At 71.9% G+C, this 14,562-nt stretch carries 12 protein-coding genes, 1 tRNA gene and 1 pseudogene; 3 read left to right on the forward strand and 11 right to left on the reverse strand.

Annotation, left to right across the window (positions count from 1 at the left end):
* Positions 1-12: 12 nt before the first annotated feature.
* From OG698_RS07515 to OG698_RS07540, 6 genes are all read right to left on the reverse strand, one after another.
* On the reverse strand, positions 13-1,152 hold the full coding sequence (locus tag OG698_RS07515; RefSeq protein WP_406102190.1) for an acyl-CoA dehydrogenase family protein: 1,140 nt from the start codon (positions 1,150-1,152) through the stop codon (positions 13-15).
* A 36-nt stretch (positions 1,153-1,188) separates the two neighbouring features.
* Entirely contained in the window at positions 1,189-2,769 is a 1,581-nt protein-coding gene (locus tag OG698_RS07520; RefSeq protein ID WP_406102191.1) for an aldehyde dehydrogenase, read from the reverse strand.
* A 22-nt stretch (positions 2,770-2,791) separates the two neighbouring features.
* Positions 2,792-4,135 (reverse strand): FAD-dependent oxidoreductase, encoded by a 1,344-nt coding sequence (locus OG698_RS07525; protein ID WP_406102192.1) that lies wholly within the window; start codon positions 4,133-4,135, stop codon positions 2,792-2,794.
* A 76-nt stretch (positions 4,136-4,211) separates the two neighbouring features.
* A complete protein-coding gene (locus tag OG698_RS07530; RefSeq protein ID WP_406102193.1) occupies positions 4,212-6,713 on the reverse strand; it encodes an ATP-binding cassette domain-containing protein in 2,502 nt (833 codons plus the stop codon).
* Between the two features lie 11 nt (positions 6,714-6,724).
* Positions 6,725-7,594, reverse strand: a complete 870-nt coding sequence (locus OG698_RS07535; RefSeq protein WP_406102194.1) for a branched-chain amino acid ABC transporter permease — start codon at positions 7,592-7,594, stop codon at positions 6,725-6,727.
* Between the two features lie 216 nt (positions 7,595-7,810).
* Positions 7,811-8,653, reverse strand: a complete 843-nt coding sequence (locus tag OG698_RS07540) for an SDR family NAD(P)-dependent oxidoreductase (RefSeq protein ID WP_406102195.1) — start codon at positions 8,651-8,653, stop codon at positions 7,811-7,813.
* Between the two features lie 73 nt (positions 8,654-8,726).
* On the opposite strand from OG698_RS07540, the gene OG698_RS07545 reads away from it, so the two are divergent.
* On the forward strand, positions 8,727-9,773 hold the full coding sequence (locus tag OG698_RS07545; RefSeq protein ID WP_406110902.1) for an NAD(P)-dependent alcohol dehydrogenase: 1,047 nt from the start codon (positions 8,727-8,729) through the stop codon (positions 9,771-9,773).
* A 199-nt stretch (positions 9,774-9,972) separates the two neighbouring features.
* Here the strand turns inward: OG698_RS07545 and OG698_RS07550 are convergent, their stop codons facing one another.
* Positions 9,973-10,302 (reverse strand): hypothetical protein, encoded by a 330-nt coding sequence (locus OG698_RS07550; RefSeq protein WP_406102197.1) that lies wholly within the window; start codon positions 10,300-10,302, stop codon positions 9,973-9,975.
* Positions 10,303-10,828: 526 nt separating this feature from the next.
* Positions 10,829-10,902 (reverse strand) — tRNA-Pro (locus OG698_RS07555).
* A 146-nt stretch (positions 10,903-11,048) separates the two neighbouring features.
* Here OG698_RS07555 and OG698_RS07560 point away from each other — a divergent pair.
* Both OG698_RS07560 and OG698_RS07565 read left to right on the forward strand, forming a co-directional pair.
* Entirely contained in the window at positions 11,049-11,549 is a 501-nt protein-coding gene (locus OG698_RS07560) for a DUF309 domain-containing protein (protein ID WP_406102199.1), read from the forward strand.
* Between the two features lie 50 nt (positions 11,550-11,599).
* Positions 11,600-11,941, forward strand: a pseudogene (locus tag OG698_RS07565) (MFS transporter); the annotation flags it as partial.
* A 7-nt stretch (positions 11,942-11,948) separates the two neighbouring features.
* Here the strand turns inward: OG698_RS07565 and OG698_RS07570 are convergent.
* The 3 genes from OG698_RS07570 to OG698_RS07580 form a co-directional block, all read right to left on the reverse strand.
* A complete protein-coding gene (locus OG698_RS07570; protein WP_399974518.1) occupies positions 11,949-12,704 on the reverse strand; it encodes a sulfite exporter TauE/SafE family protein in 756 nt (251 codons plus the stop codon).
* An 88-nt stretch (positions 12,705-12,792) separates the two neighbouring features.
* Positions 12,793-14,313 carry a long-chain-fatty-acid--CoA ligase gene (locus OG698_RS07575; RefSeq protein WP_406102201.1) on the reverse strand — a complete coding sequence of 507 codons (1,521 nt, stop codon included), beginning with the start codon at positions 14,311-14,313 and terminating at the stop codon, positions 12,793-12,795.
* Positions 14,314-14,380: 67 nt separating this feature from the next.
* Complete coding sequence (locus tag OG698_RS07580) at positions 14,381-14,539, reverse strand: hypothetical protein (RefSeq protein WP_406102202.1); 159 nt, start codon at positions 14,537-14,539, stop codon at positions 14,381-14,383.
* Positions 14,540-14,562: the final 23 nt, after the last annotated feature.

Below are 14,562 nucleotides of genomic sequence, written 5' to 3' on the forward strand. Positions count from 1 at the left end.
TCCTCCCTCGGCTCAAGCGGCGGTGGCTGTCTTCGGGGTGAGACCGATGAATTCGGCGAGCCGGGCACGGTGGCTCGCAGGCGTGCCGAAGAGCACCGCTCCGCTGCGCGCGCGGCGTACGTACAGGTGCGCGGGGTGCTCCCAGGTGAAGCCGATCCCGCCGTGCAGCTGGACGTACTCGGCCGTGGCCAGGCGGAAGGTCTCGGAGCAGACCGTGGCGGCGGCAGCGGCGGCCACCGGCAGCTCGGGCGAGCCGAGGGCGACGCAGGCGTCCGCGTACGCGGACGCCGATCGGGCCGCCTCGAGCGCGACCAGCACGTCGGCAAGACGGTGCTTGACGGCTTGGAACGAGCCGATAGGACGCCCGAACTGCTGGCGCTGCGCGACGAATTCGACGGTGGCGTCCAGGGCGTGGCCGCTGCCGCCGACCTGCTCGGCAGCCAGCGCGGCCCGTGCCGTGTCGAGGACGGCCGTCGTCTCGTCGGACTCCCCCACAGGCGTGGCGGGCGCGCCCCGGAACTCCACCCGCGCCTGACGCCGGGTCTCGTCCAGGACGCGGTGCGGGGTCCGCAGGCAGGTGTCCGGGTCCGGTTCGACGGCGAACAGCCGTGGTCCGTCCGGGGTTTGGGCCCGTACGAGGATGAGGTCGGCGCCCGCTCCGTCGAGCACGAAGTCCGCCGCGCCGCGCAGTACCGTGCCCCCGTTTCCTCGCTCGGTACGGATGCTGGACTCGGGGTCATGAAGGTCCGCCACGGTCGCGGTCAGCGTGCCGTTCGCGATCCGCGGCAGATACCGCTCGCACGCCTGCCGGTCGCCGCTGCCAAGCAGCGCGGGGGCGGCGAGGCCCACAGTGGGCAGCAGCGGCGCGCTGCACAAGGCGCGGCCCGACTCCTCCAGGGCGACGGCGAGTTCGGCGAAAGTGTAGCCGGATCCGCCGTACTCCTCGGGGATCGCGAGGCCCTGGACGCCGATCTCGTCGGCCAGCCGCGCCCAGAGCCGCTCGTCGTGTCCGCGCGGGCCCGCCATGTGCGCGCGGACGGCGTCGGGTCCGCTGAATTCGGCGAAGAAGTCCCTCAGGACGGAGCGGAGTTCACGTTGTCCGTCGGTCTCGGAGAGCAGCCGGGGGTCGATGTCGGGGTGCCGGTCGTGCATGGGTTCTCCAACTCGCTGTCAAATTCGGGCGGGGGCTCAGTGGGCGGTTCCGGGGCCGGTGCCGTGCGGGACGCCCGCGGTCACCTCGGCGGGCAGCCCCGCGGCCGGGTCGGTCGAGATCGTCTTCGTGGCCAGGAACTCCTCGACGGCGCCGGGCCCGTGTTCCCTGCCGAGGCCCGACTTCTTGAAGCCGCCGAAGGGCGATCCCAGGTCGGCGGCGAAGGTGTTGACCGAGAACGTGCCGGTGCGCACGCGCCGGGCGATGTCGAAACCGTGGACCGGGTCGGCCGTGAACACGGAGCCGGCGAGGCCGAGTTCGCTGTCGTTGGCGATGCGCACGGCGTCGTCCTCGCCCCGGTGCGGGATGAGCGCGGCGACGGGCCCGAAGATCTCCTCCCGGGCCACCGTCATCTCGTTGTGCGCGTCGGTGACGAGGGTCGGCTCGAAGTACCAGCCGCGCGTCAGCCCTGCGGGCCTGCGGCCGCCGTACGCGATGGTCGCGCCTTCCTTACGGGCCGTGCCCACGTAGTGCTCGACGCGGTCGCGCTGGCGCGCGGTGATCAGCGGGCCGACCGCCGTGTCGGCGTCCCTGGGGTCGCCGACCTTGAGCGAGGCGAAACCGTCGGCCAGCGCCTCGGCGTAGGCGCGGTACTGGGACTCGGGGACGAGCAGCCGAGTCTGGGCGACGCAGCTCTGGCCGGAGTTGGTGCCGACGCTCGCGCCGATGAGGACGGGGAGTACGTCCTCCATGCGGGCGTCCTCCAGGACGATGGCCGCGGACTTCCCGCCGAGTTCGAGCACGCACGGCCGGATCAGCTCGCCGCAGGCCGCCCCGATCCGGGACCCCACCTCGACGGAGCCGGTGAAGCTGACCATGTCGACGCCGCGGTGACGGACCAGGTAGTCGGACTCGGGGGCGCGCGCCGCGACGATGTTGAGGACGCCGGGCGGCAGTCCGATCTCCTCGCAGATCTCCCCGATGACGAAGATGGCGAGGGGGTTGGGCTCGGTCACCTTGACGACGACCGTGCAGCCCGCGACCAGGGCGGGGCCGACCTTCTGGCCGATCGCGGGCAGCGCGAAGTTGTACGCCGGGAAGCTCGCGACGACGCCTACGGGTTCCTTGACGACGAGGCTGGCCCCGGCCATGGGGACGATGCCGCCGCCCGCCGAGCGGCCCGCGAGCGGGGACAGGTCGCTGACGCGTACTTCGGCGGTGCGCAGGCCGCGGCCGATCTCGGCGCTGTAGTTGAGGCTCATGACGGGCGACACCGTCTGGTAGACCTGCGACAGGACCAGGGTGCAGCCGAGCTCTTCGGTGATCAGGTCGGCGAGTTCGGTGCCGCGTCGCTCGATGCCGTCTGCGAGCCGGGTCAGACAGTCGGCGCGCTCGGCCGGGCTCAGCCGGGGCCACTCACCTTCGTCGAACGCCTGCCGGGCCGCGGCCACCGCCGCGTCGATGTCGCTCCTGGACGCTGCCGGGACCCGTCCGATGCGCTGCTCGGACCTCGGGGAGATCACGTCGAAGTGGCCGGTGCCGTCGGCGGCCCGCCACGATCCGTTGATGAAGAAGGCCTTGTGGTCGATGGTGCTGCTGTGGGTGCTGGTGTTGTTCATCGTGCCCTTCCGCATGCGGTTCTCAGTGGTGGGCCGCCGCGGCGGCGGTCCGCGCCGCCGTCAGGCCGAAGACGAGGGCCGAGGCGAGCCCGCCCGCGTACGCGCGACCCCACAGGCCGCCGGTGTCCGATCCGGCGGCGAGCAGCCCCGGCAGCGGCCGGCCGTTCTCCTCGCCCAGGACGCGGGCCTGGTCATCGATGCAGAGGCCGTGGAAAGGGAAGGTGATGGCGGGCACGGTCTCGATGACGTAGTACGGCGCCTCTTCGAGCGGGAGTCGGTCCAGTGCACGGCCGGGCGCGGGGCCGGGCTCCGCGGTGACCTGTTCGTTGAAGCGCCGTACGGCCTCCCGGACGACCGCGGCGTCGTAACCCCACCCCGCGGGCAGGTAGGCGAGTTCGTCGAGGTCCTCGGCGAGTCCGACGCGGCCGCCGCGCTTGCTCGCGAGGGCGAACTTGTCGACGGCGACCGCCCCTTCGACGTACGAGCCGACGATCCAGTCTCGGAACACCCGGGCATCAGCGATGAGCAGTCCGCGGCTCTCGGGCTGGTCGAGGAGGGCCATGGTGGTGAGGTGGTCACCGAGCGTCTCGTCGACGAACCGCTCGCCGCGCAGGTTGAGCAGGAGAGCGTGCTCGCTGTAGTAGAGCGACATGTCGACGAAGTCGGCCGGGTCGGCGAACGGGATGCCGCTGGGGATGAGGTGTCCGTAGAACCCCGCGTTCTCGCTGCCGGTGGCCGCGCCGATCGCGGTCGCGAGCCGGTATCCGCCGCCGGTGCTGTGGGGGTTGGAGCGCAGCTGCATTCGGTCCGCATGGGGGTGCACATGGGCGGTGCGCAGTTCGGTGTCGCCCTGGAAGCCGCCGGTGGCGAGGAGGGTGGTCGTGGCGCGGATCCGGCGGCGTGCGCCGTTGGCGCCGCGCACCTCGGCGCCGGTCACGACCCCGTCCTCGACGAGGAGTTGCTCCGTCTCGGTGTTCAGGAGCAGCTCGCCCGCGCCCTCGGCGATCAGCCGGCGGCAGGTGTCGACGTAGTGGTTCGTGTCGAACCGGTGGCCTCGGCCGAAGCTGAGGATGGGCTGGGCGTCCTTGGCCTCGACGCCGATGGACCGGATCCAGTCGATGCCGTCGGCGAACCGGTCCACGAGGGCCCGCTTGAGCGCCCGGTCGCCGCGCGGGTTGTGCGCGTCCATCGTCGCGTGGTCGGGGGCGGTCCAGGCGTAGCCCGCGAAGCGCGCGGAGCCGCCCACCTCCGGGGCGCTCTCCACGACGGCGACGGACAGACCGTTCCCGACGGCTCGGGCGGCGGCCGTCAGTCCGGCCATGCCCGCGCCGATGACGAGCAGGTCGACACCTTCCGCTGTGATCACGGGCAGGTCGGCACCTTGAGGTTGCACGGTGGTTCTCCTCACCAAATCACCAGAATCTGTTGATGCTCGTTCGGTCTCACCCCTGTACGGCGGCCACGGACGCGTCCTCCTCGCCGTCGAAGTAGGCCCGTTCGGCGTGGGCGAGGAACTCCGGGTCGGCCGGCTCGCCCTGAGCGGCGATGCGGCCGTCGTGCAGGACGACGACCTCGTGGCAGGCGGACGCGGCGCGGGTCAGCGACTGTTCGAGGAGGACGACCGTCATGCCGTCGCGCGCGAGCCGGCCGAGGCGGGCGTACACCTCGGTGACCATCGCAGGGGAGAGGCCGAGGGCCGGTTCGTCGACGATCAGCAGATCCGGCTGGGCCATCAGGGCGCGGGCGATGGCGAGGATCTGCTGTTCGCCGCCGGACAGGCCGGCCGCGGGCATCCCCATGCGTTCGCGCAGCCGCGGCGGCAGCCATTCGCCGGTCTGCGCGAGGCGGGCGCGCAGCTCCGCGCCTTTGATACCCGCGGCGTACGCGGCGACCTCCAGGTTCTCCCGCAGGGAGAGGGTCTTGAACAGGGCCCGGCCCTCGGGCACGAGCGCGCTGCGCAGGTCACGGTCGGCCGTGCGCCGGCCGTGGGTGGGGGCGAGGGTGCCGTGCAGGATCTGGCCCAGGGTGGACTTGCCCGCGCCGTTGGCACCGACGACGCCGAGCACGCTGCCCTGGGGGACGGTGAGGTCGATGCCGCGCAGCGCGGCGACGCCGCCGTAGGAGTGGTCGACTCCCTTGATGTGTACGGCTGTTGTCGTGAGGTCGTCGCGGGGCGGGAGTTCGACGCGGTCGCCGCCCTCGCCGAGATAGGACGTACGGACCCGGGGGTCGTCCAGGATCGTGCCGGGCAGGCCCTCGCCGACGGGTCGGCCGAAGTCGAAGGCGACGACCCGGTGGGCCACGGCGAACAGGTCGTCGAGGACGTGGTCGATGATGACGACGGCGGTGCCGCGCTGCTGCTGGCGCACGATCTCCCGCGCGAGCAGGGTGCGTTCACCGGCGTCGAGCCCGCCGAACGGCTCGTCCAGGACCAGTAGTTGGGGTTCCTCGGCGAGCGCCCGGGCCAGGTCGAGTCGCTTGTGCAGGCCGAAGGGCAGCTCGGCGGGGCGGCGGTCCGCGAAAGGTGCGAGGCCGACGCTCTCGAGGAGTTCGGCGGCCCTGGCCCGGTGGTGGGCGGTGACGCGGCGGTGGGTGCACAGGATGTTCTCGGCGACGGTCAGCTCCGGGAAAGTCTCGGCGTGCTGGAAAGTGCGGCCGATGCCGAGCCTGCGCCGTGCCGTGGCCCGGCTCTTGAGCAGGGGCTTGCCCGCGTACTGAGCGCTGCCCGTGACCCGGCCGCCGCCGACGAGCCCGGACAGGACGTTCAACAGCGTTGTCTTGCCTGCCCCGTTGGGGCCGATGATCGCGACGGTCTCTCCGGCCCGTACGGTCATCGACGCGCCTTCGAGTGCCTTCACGCCGCCGAAGGAGACGCCCACGTCGTCGACGCGCAGCAGCTCGCGGGCGGATGGCACGGGTGCGGGCACGGGCGGCGGCACCTGCTCGGCCGCCTCGACGAGGGTGGGCGGCTTCGCCGCGGTGCGCCCGAGGAGCCGGCGCAGGGCGCGCCCGAGGAACGGCACGACGCCGCCCGGCAGGAACACCAGGGCCGCGATGAGCACGACTCCCTGAAGGATCGGCTGCGCGACGCCGACGGTCTCGGCGGCGGTGGGCGCCCAGGTCAGATACGCGCCGCCGACCACCGCACCGACCAGCGTCCCCGCGCCCCCGAGCACGCACGCGGCTATCAGCGAGATCGCCAGGGCCAGCGAGAACGGGTCGGGGCTGACGAATCCGACGACCAGGGCAAGGAGCACGCCGGCAAGCGCGGCGAACACGGCGCTGACGGCGAAGGCGAGGGCCGACTGGGCCTCGGGTGCGATCCCGGCCGAACGCGCGGCCAGTGGATGGGACTTGGCGGCGACCAGCCGCATGCGCAGGGCGCTCGGCCGGGCCAACGCGCCCACGGCGAGGGCGACTCCGGCCACGCCCACGGCGATGTACTGGGCCTGCGTGCCGGCGCTGGAGAGCGTGCCGAGCCCCAGGGCGCTGTGCAGCTCCTCCATCGGAACGCCCTGGTCACCGCCGGTGACGTCGGTCCACTGGCCCATCACCTCCAGGGACACCATGGTGAACGCGAGGGTCAGCAGGGCCAGATACAGCATGGAGAACCGCGCGCCGGCTCCGCCGAGGAACGCCCCGAAGGCCGCGGCGCACCCGGCGGCCCCGAGCACGACGGCCTCCAGGGACCAGCCGTGAGTGCTGCCGTACGAGGCGAAGTAGGCACCCAGGGCGAAGAAGGCGGGATGCGCGATCGACCAGATGCCGGCCCACCCGGCGAGCAGGTTCACGGAGAGCACGAGCACGGTGTAGACGGCGGCGAGCCCGACGGAGTAGGCCTGGTAGGGCGGGATGGCGCCGCTGTGCAGGACGAGGATGAGGAGGACCGCGGCGAGCGGCCCGAACCCGGCCCTCAGAAGGTTGGAACGGCTGAAGACGGACATGGAGCGCTCCCTCAGACCCGCTGGAAGGCGCGTACGCCGAACAGCCCCTGCGGGCGGATCAGCAGCACGACGATGGTGAACGTGAACACGAACGTGTCCCGGTATCCGGCCGATACGTAGGTCGCGGCCAGGTTGTCGAGCACGCCGACCGTCAGCCCGCCGATGACGGCGCCGTACATGCTCGTCAGCCCACCGAGGAACATCCCGGCGAAGGCGCGGAAGAGCGGGGCGCTGAGCACTGTGGGCATCAGCCCCGCGCGGGGTGCGTACAGGATGGCGGCCAGTGCGCCCAGGCCGAGGCCGAGCGCCCAGGCGACCCGGGCGATGCGCTGCGTGCCGAGGCCGAGGATCTGCGCGGTGTCGGCGGACTCTGCGACGGCGCGCATCGCGGAGCCGATGGTGGTGCGCCCGAAGAGGTATGCCACCAGTGCCATGGCGACGGCCGCCACACCGATGGTCAGCAGGCTCTGCGTCGGGATCGCGGCGTCGCCGAACGAGACCGATCCGTCCACCAGGCTCGGGAAAAGCCGTGGCTGATCGTCCCAGATCGTGCTGATGACGCTCTCCGCGATGAGGGACACACCCATGGTCATCACAAGCGCCGAGAGCAACTCCCCATGTGCGAGGGGCCTGATGACCGTCTCGCGGGCGGCGAGACCGACCGCCGCCGTGACGGCGATCGCGGCCCCTGCGGCCAGGATGAGCGGCAGGCCCTCGTCGTGCAGGGTCAGCGCCGCGTACAGCCCGATCGTCGCCAGGCTGGCGAGGGCGAAGTTCACCACGTCCGTGGCCCGATAAATGATCACGAGCCCGAGCCCCATCAGGCCGTACACCGCGCCACTGGCGAGACCGCTCACCAGGACGAGCAAGAACTGATCCACGTCGACCGTCTCCTCGTGCCGTACGCCCGGGTCCGGCGTCTCAGCATCACCGATCAAATTACGAACTGAACTCAATTCATGGACCGTAAACACTCGGCTCCGGCCCGGGCAATACCCGTGCACGAGTTGATTTGCCGCGAAGCCGATCAGGCCGCGCACCGAGTAGTGATTCAGACCCCGGATCAGGCCGTGAATCAGGCCGCGGATCAGGACGAATCAGGCCGTGAAGCGGCCCCCGTTGGCGAGCAGCACCGCTCCGACCAGGTTCGCGGCGGCGTCGCTCGCCAGGAACAGGGCGATGTCGGCGATCTCCCCGGGCGTCGCGTAGGGGCGTACCCGCGGATCGGCGAAGCCGCTGCGCAGCGCGGCCGGTGTCCGCACAGCCATGCCGGTCTCCGTCGGGCCCGGCGCGACCACGTTGACCCGGATCCCGGAGGCTATGACCTCCTTGGCCACGGCCTGACCGAGGGCGTGCACCCCGGCCTTCGACGCGGAGTAGTGGGGGTATCCGACCGGGGTGTCGAAGGCCGACGAGGAGCCGATGACGACGATGGCACCGGCTCCGGCCGGGCGCATCACCCGCACCGCGGCGCGCAGCACGTAGAACGTGCCGTCGAGATTGACCCGCATGACGCGCCTCCAGGAGGCGTCGTCCAGCCGGTCGGTGACCTCGGGCGGACGCCCCTCGACCAGCGCGTCCGCGATGAGCTGCTTGGCCTGCGGGTCGTCGACGCCGGCGGCGTGCACGACCACGTCGAGCCGGCCGTGCTCGCGCACCACGTCGGCGACGGCGCCTTCGACCGCCGCCGCGTCGGCCACGTCGAGCGCGACCGCCCGCCCGGCGGGCAGTTCGGCAGAGACGGCCTTGGCCGCCTCGCCGTTCAGATCGGCGACCACTACACGCGCCGCCCCCTCGGCCGCCAACTCCCGTGCAATCGCGGCCCCCATGCCCGAACCGGCCCCCGTCACCAAGGCGACCTTGTCCGCGAACCGTCCCTGCTGCCCCTGCCGCGCACTCTCACTCATGCCCCAGCCCTTCGCCACGTCGATCACGATCATACTGAACTGACTTCATATCTGTTATCGTCACGGCCGCCCAACTGACAAGACCCCGGACGGTGAAACCGTGAAGATGAAGGCGCTGCGACTGAAGGACTGGGGACAGGAACCGGAGCTCACCGACCTCGACCGGCCGGTGCCAGGGCCGGGAGAAGTCCTGGTGCGCGTGGAGGCCGCCGGGCTGTGCCACTCCGACCTCCATGTCCTCGACGCAGCCCCGGGGGCACTCCCCTACCGCCCGCCGTTCACGCTCGGCCACGAGATCGCCGGGCGGGTCGCCATCCTCGGCCCCGGTGCGGACGGCGGACCGGCGCCGGGCGAGCGTGTCGTGGTCTACGGCCCGTGGGGATGCGGGCGTTGTGCGCGCTGCGCCGCAGGGCAGGACAACCACTGCGACCGGCGCGGCACCCTCGGCTGGCACGGGGCGGGGCTCGGCCGCGACGGCGGCATGGCCGAGTACGTGCTCGTCCCCGCCGCCCGCCATCTGGTGCCGATCGGCGACCTCCCGGCCGATCAGGCGGCGCCGCTCTCCGACGCCGGTCTGACCTCGTACCATGCCGTCGCCGACGTGCGGCAGGCACTCGGCGAGGGCAGCACGTCGGTGGTCGTCGGCGTCGGCGGCCTGGGGCATCTCGCCGTCCAGATCCTGCGTGCGACCACCCCGAGCCGCGTACTCGCCGTCGACCTGCGCCCCGAGGCCCTCGCCCTCGCGGACCGCTCCGGCGCACATCAGAGCGTCCCGATGAACCCCGACACCGCCACCGTCCTGCGGAAGGCGACCGGCGGGGTCGGCGTGGACGCCGTGCTCGACTTCGCGGGGGCACAGACCACGCTCGATCTCGCCACCGAAGTCCTGCGCCCCGGTGGCGAGTTGGCGATCGTGGGCAGCGGCGGCGGTCAACTCACGCTCCGCAAGCCAGGGTTCCTGCCTCCGGGCGTCCGCCTCTCGCTTCCTTTCTGGGGCACCCGCCAGGAACTGGCCGAGGTCATCGCCCTCGCCCGTTCCGGCGCCCTGCGCGTGGAGACGGAGCAGCTCCCGCTGTCCTCGGCACCGGACGCCGTCGACCGGCTTCGCCGGGGGCTGATTCGGGGACGGGCGGTGCTGGTGATGTCCACCTAGGAGAACGCAGATTGCGCGCGGGACATACGGGCGGGTCCTGGCGGAACCTCTGTGCGGTGCCAGTGCCGGAGCCGGCGTCGGCCCCCGGGAACGATCCAGGGCCGGTTTCGGAATTCTCCGAAACCGGCCCTGATCTGCGGCTCGCACAAGTCGGGACAACAGAATGTGAACCTGCGGTCCCTTGCCCCGCCGTCGGCCGTCACCCCAGCCCGTCCAGCCCCTGTTCCACCAGGTCCGCGTCGATGCCCTGACCGCCGTTGTCGAACTCCAGGATTCGGGCTCCCGTCCAACGGCATTCCGCGGTGGACGCCTTGTCCCAGAAGGCGTCCCAGTCGGCCAGCTTGGACGCGTCGCGGGCATGGCCGCGGGCCCGCACCCGTGCGTGTGCGGTCTCCTTGTCCACGCGGACCCGGACCACCAGATACTCGATGTCCCGGGGCCAGCCATATCGGTCGTCGGCGAGCGACGTCAGGTAGCCGGGATCGGAGAAGTAGCGGCCGAAGGGGGGCGTCGAGGACGACCGAGTCACCGAGGCGGAGGTTGTCCCCTGCCAGGTCCAGGAGGGTCGCGTACTCCAGGTCCATGACGACGGACCGGTAGTACGGGTTGTGGTCGCGCTCTGACGGGTCCGTGCCGGCCGCGGCCAGGAGCGCCTCGGTCAGCCTCGTGCAGACGGTGTCCTTTGTCGCGGCGTCGACCATGCCGCGGGTCTGCAGGGTCAGCGGGGCCGCGAGGATTGCGCAGTCCGCGTCGGCGAGTGCGGTGTGGAGGGCGGCAGGTCCGTGCACCGGCCCGAAGTCCGGGTTGGCAGTGGCCGGTTCGCGGCCCGCGCCCACCCCGTCCATGCCGACCGCGCGCAGCAGCGCCGGGCGATGGCGTGCCCGATGGGTCCCGTCCCCCAGACCAGCCATGGGAGTTGGCCGGGACTGCCGCGGGGTTGTCCACCAGGGCGGAGAAGAGCCGGGGCCGAGTGTGCCCTTAGCCGGCCAAAACAGTCAACGGCCGGTTCGAGAACCTCGAACCGGCCGTTGACCTGCAATTCAAACTACTAACCGTCGGGACGACAGGATTTGAACCTGCGACCCCTTGACCCCCAGTCAAGTGCGCTACCAAGCTGCGCCACGTCCCGGTCGCGCCGCCCGGCGGGTTTTCCGCTTGGCGGCGCAGAAAGAACAATACCCCAAGCTCAGGGGTGGTCCGTAGCCGGTGGGAGGGGCCGCGGGCGGCGGCGGGACCGCTCGGGACGGCCGGGCGCCGGCGCGGGACAATCGAGGCATGAGTGACGTGAGCAGGAGCCGGGACCGCGACGAGGAGGGGCGGGCGAGGAACGCGCGCCCCCGCGACGGCCTCGGCCGTCCGCTGCCGTACGGCGCGGAGGGGGTGGCGCGGCAGCCGGAGGGGGTGGTGCGCACTCCCGAGGAAACGGTCGCGGAGGCGCAGGCGCTGCTCGACGCGGGCCGGCCGTTCCACGCGCACGAGGTGTTCGAGGACGCGTGGAAGTCGGGTCCCGAGGAGGAGCGCGGCCTGTGGCGCGCCCTGGCGCAGCTGGCGGTAGGCCTGACGCACGCGGCCCGAGGCAACACGGCGGGCGGCGCCCGCCTCCTGCTCCGCGGCGCCACGGGCCTCACCACCTGGCGCGAGGCGACGGCCCGGCCCACCCCGCACGGAATCGACCTGACATCCCTGGAAACCTGGGCGACAACGCTGGCCGAGAAGGTGGAAAACCAACCCCCCACCCTGGACGCAGCAACAAACGCCCCCCGCCTACACCCATAACTGCTCGCCCAGGCCCCCACAAAGGGGCGCGAGGAACTGCGCGCTCGCCGTTCACGCGGATAGTGGGGCACGCGAGCCTCGGCATGATCGCCGCCCGCCGCCGCCTGCCGCCCGAGGTCCTTGTGCCGGTTTTCGACCGCATGGTCGAGGAGGGCTATCTGACGCGCACCGGCCACTACTTCTCGAACACGGCTGCCGGGCAGCGCGAGGCGGACGAGATCAGTCACGCCTGGGGCTCGTGGCTGAGCCGCCAGGTGGAGGCAGACCTCGGCAGGCCGCCGGGCAAGGACCTGCGGGCCGCCGTGGACACGATCGCGAAGCGGCTGCTCGCCGAGGATCTGGAGCAGGGCCTGCCGTCCCGCGGCCGGGACAAGGTGCTCGCCGCTTCGTGACGGTGGCTCAGCGCAGCAGGAGCTGCACTCCGCCGACGACGGTCGCCGCGATCACCAGGCGCTCGAACAGCCGCTGGTTGATGCGGTGCACGCAGGCCTTGCCGATGAACGCGCCGGGTACGACGAACAGGACGAGCGCCGCGTCGAGGAGCAGCGAACGCCCGTTGATCAGGCCGAGGCCCACGCTGAAGGGCACCTTGGCCGAGTTGACGATGAGGAAGAACCAGGCGGAGGTGCCCAGGAAGCCGAGCTTGCGGAAGCCCGCCGAGAGCAGGTACATCGACATGACGGGCCCGCCTGCGTTGGCGACCATGGTGGTGAAGCCGCCGAGCACGCCGTAGGAGCGGGCCTTCGCGCGGCCGGCGCGGCTCGCGGTCTCCTCGACGGCCGGCGCGTCCGCCCGGCGTCTGCGCCACACCGTGACGGCGGCCATCAGGAGCAGGATCGCCCCGATCGACGTACGCACCATGGCGTCGTCGGCCCACACCATGAAGAGCGTGCCGAGCACCACTCCCCCGGCCACGGCCGGGAAGAGGCGCCACAGGGTGGGCCAGTGGGCGTGTCTTCGGTAGGTCAGTACGGCGAGGATGTCGCCGGCGATGAGGACGGGCAGCAGGATGCCGGTGGACTCACGGGCCGGCAGGACCGCCGCGAAGATGGCGAGGCTGACCGTGTTGGCGCCGCTGACGGCCGTTTTCGAGAATCCGACGAGCACGGCCGCGGCGGCGAGCGCGGCGAATTCCCAGAGGGTTATGGAGTACATACCGGGGACAGATGCTAGACCCATCTATCCGCCCGGCGGCAGGGGGCGCCGCATGCTGGGACGCCGCCCCCTGTGCGTGCTCCGGGCGTCAGTCGGTGTACCGGGCGCGCAGTTCCCGCTTGAGGACCTTCATGCTCGGGCCGAGCGGCAGCTCGTCGGCGAACTCGATGCGGCGGGGGTACTTGTGGCGGCCCAGGTGCTCCTTGGACCACTCGGTGATCTCGCCGGCGCCGGCCGCGCTCCCGTCGGTCTCCTTGCGGATGATCACGGCGCAGACCTCCTCGCCGTGCACGGGGTCGGGCAGGCCGATGACGGCGACCTGGGCGACGCCGGGGTGGCGCATCAGGACCTCCTCGACCTCGCGCGGGTACACGTTGTAGCCGCCGCGGATGATGACGTCCTTCTTGCGGTCGACGATGCGCAGATAGCCGTCCTCGTCCTTGGTGCCGAGGTCACCCGTGCGGAACCAGCCGTCGACGAGTGCCTCCGCGGTGGCCTCGGGGCGCCCCAGGTATCCGGTGAAGACGCAGTGGCCGCGCACGACGACCTCGCCGAGCTCGCCCTCGGGGAGCAGCTCCACGCGGTCCTCGACCTCGGCGCGGGCGATCTCCACGTCGATGCCCCACATGGGGTGCCCGATCGTGCCCGGGCGCGCCCCGAAGACCGGCTGGTTGGTGGCGGCGGCCGGGGAGGTCTCGGAGAGCCCGTAGCCCTCGTAGACCGTGGCACCGAAGGCCTCCTGGAAGCGCTCCAGGACGGCGACGGGGAGCGATGCGCCGCCCGAGACGCAGACCTTGAGGGTGGGGAGCTTCTCGGCCGCTGCCGCCGCGGTCACCAGGTTCACGTACATGGTGGGTACGCCGTGGAAGGTGTTCACGCCCTCGGCGACCATCAGGTCGATGGCCTTGGCCGCGTCGAAGCGCGGGAGCAGGACGAGCGTGGCGCCGGCGCGCCACGTCGCGTTCATGGAGACGGTCTGCCCGAACGCGTGGAAGAGCGGCAGCGCGCCGAGCGCGATGTCGTCGGAGCGCACGTCGTGGCCGTCGAAGGCGCTGACCGTCGCGTTCATCACCAGGTTGAAGTGGCTGAGGACGGCGCCCTTGGGGACGCCGGTGGTGCCGCTGGTGTAGAAGACGACGGCCGGGTCGTCCGCGTCGCGGGTGAGGTACGTGGGCAGCGGCTCGGCGTCGTGCGTGAGCCGCTCCAGGTCGCCGCCCTCGCCGAGGGTCAGCATGCGCACGCCGGTCGCCTCGGCCGCCGCCCCGCCGGTCTTCGCCTGACCCGGGTGGCACAGGAGCAGCGCGGCGCCGCTGTCGCGCAGGACGTGCTCGACCTCTCCGGCGGACAGGAGCAGGTGTACGGGGACGACGACGGCGCCCGCGGCGAGCGCCGCGTAATACGCGCGCGGGAACTCGGCCACGTTGGGCGCCATCAGCGCCACCTTGTCCCCCGGCCGCACCCCGAGTCCGATGAGCGCGGCGGCCTGCTTGCGGGCCTGGAGCCACAACTCCTTGAAGCTGATGCGCAGTTCACCTTCGACGAGCCCTGCCTTGTCGGGGTGACGGCGGGCGGACTCGGCGAGGATCGCGGCGAGGGACAGGGTTGCCATGAGGGTGGTGCTCCGTTCCGTACTGACTTCTGGTGCGGCTCTGGACCAGGTACAGCTCAGCGATGGGTCAGCGCGCGAAGGTCGCCTCGACGGCGTCCTGGCCGGTGACGTCGCAGCCGTACGCGGACGCCTGTCCGCCCTTGGCGCGGATCGCCTCGACGGTGGCCCCGGCGCGCTCGGCCGTGAGGTCGACGACGGCCACGCGGCCGGTGAACCTGCTGCTCATCTGCTTCGAGTTCCTTACGTTGT

Source organism: Streptomyces sp. NBC_01003, from assembly GCF_045162695.1.
Taxonomy (GTDB): domain Bacteria; phylum Actinomycetota; class Actinomycetes; order Streptomycetales; family Streptomycetaceae; genus Streptomyces.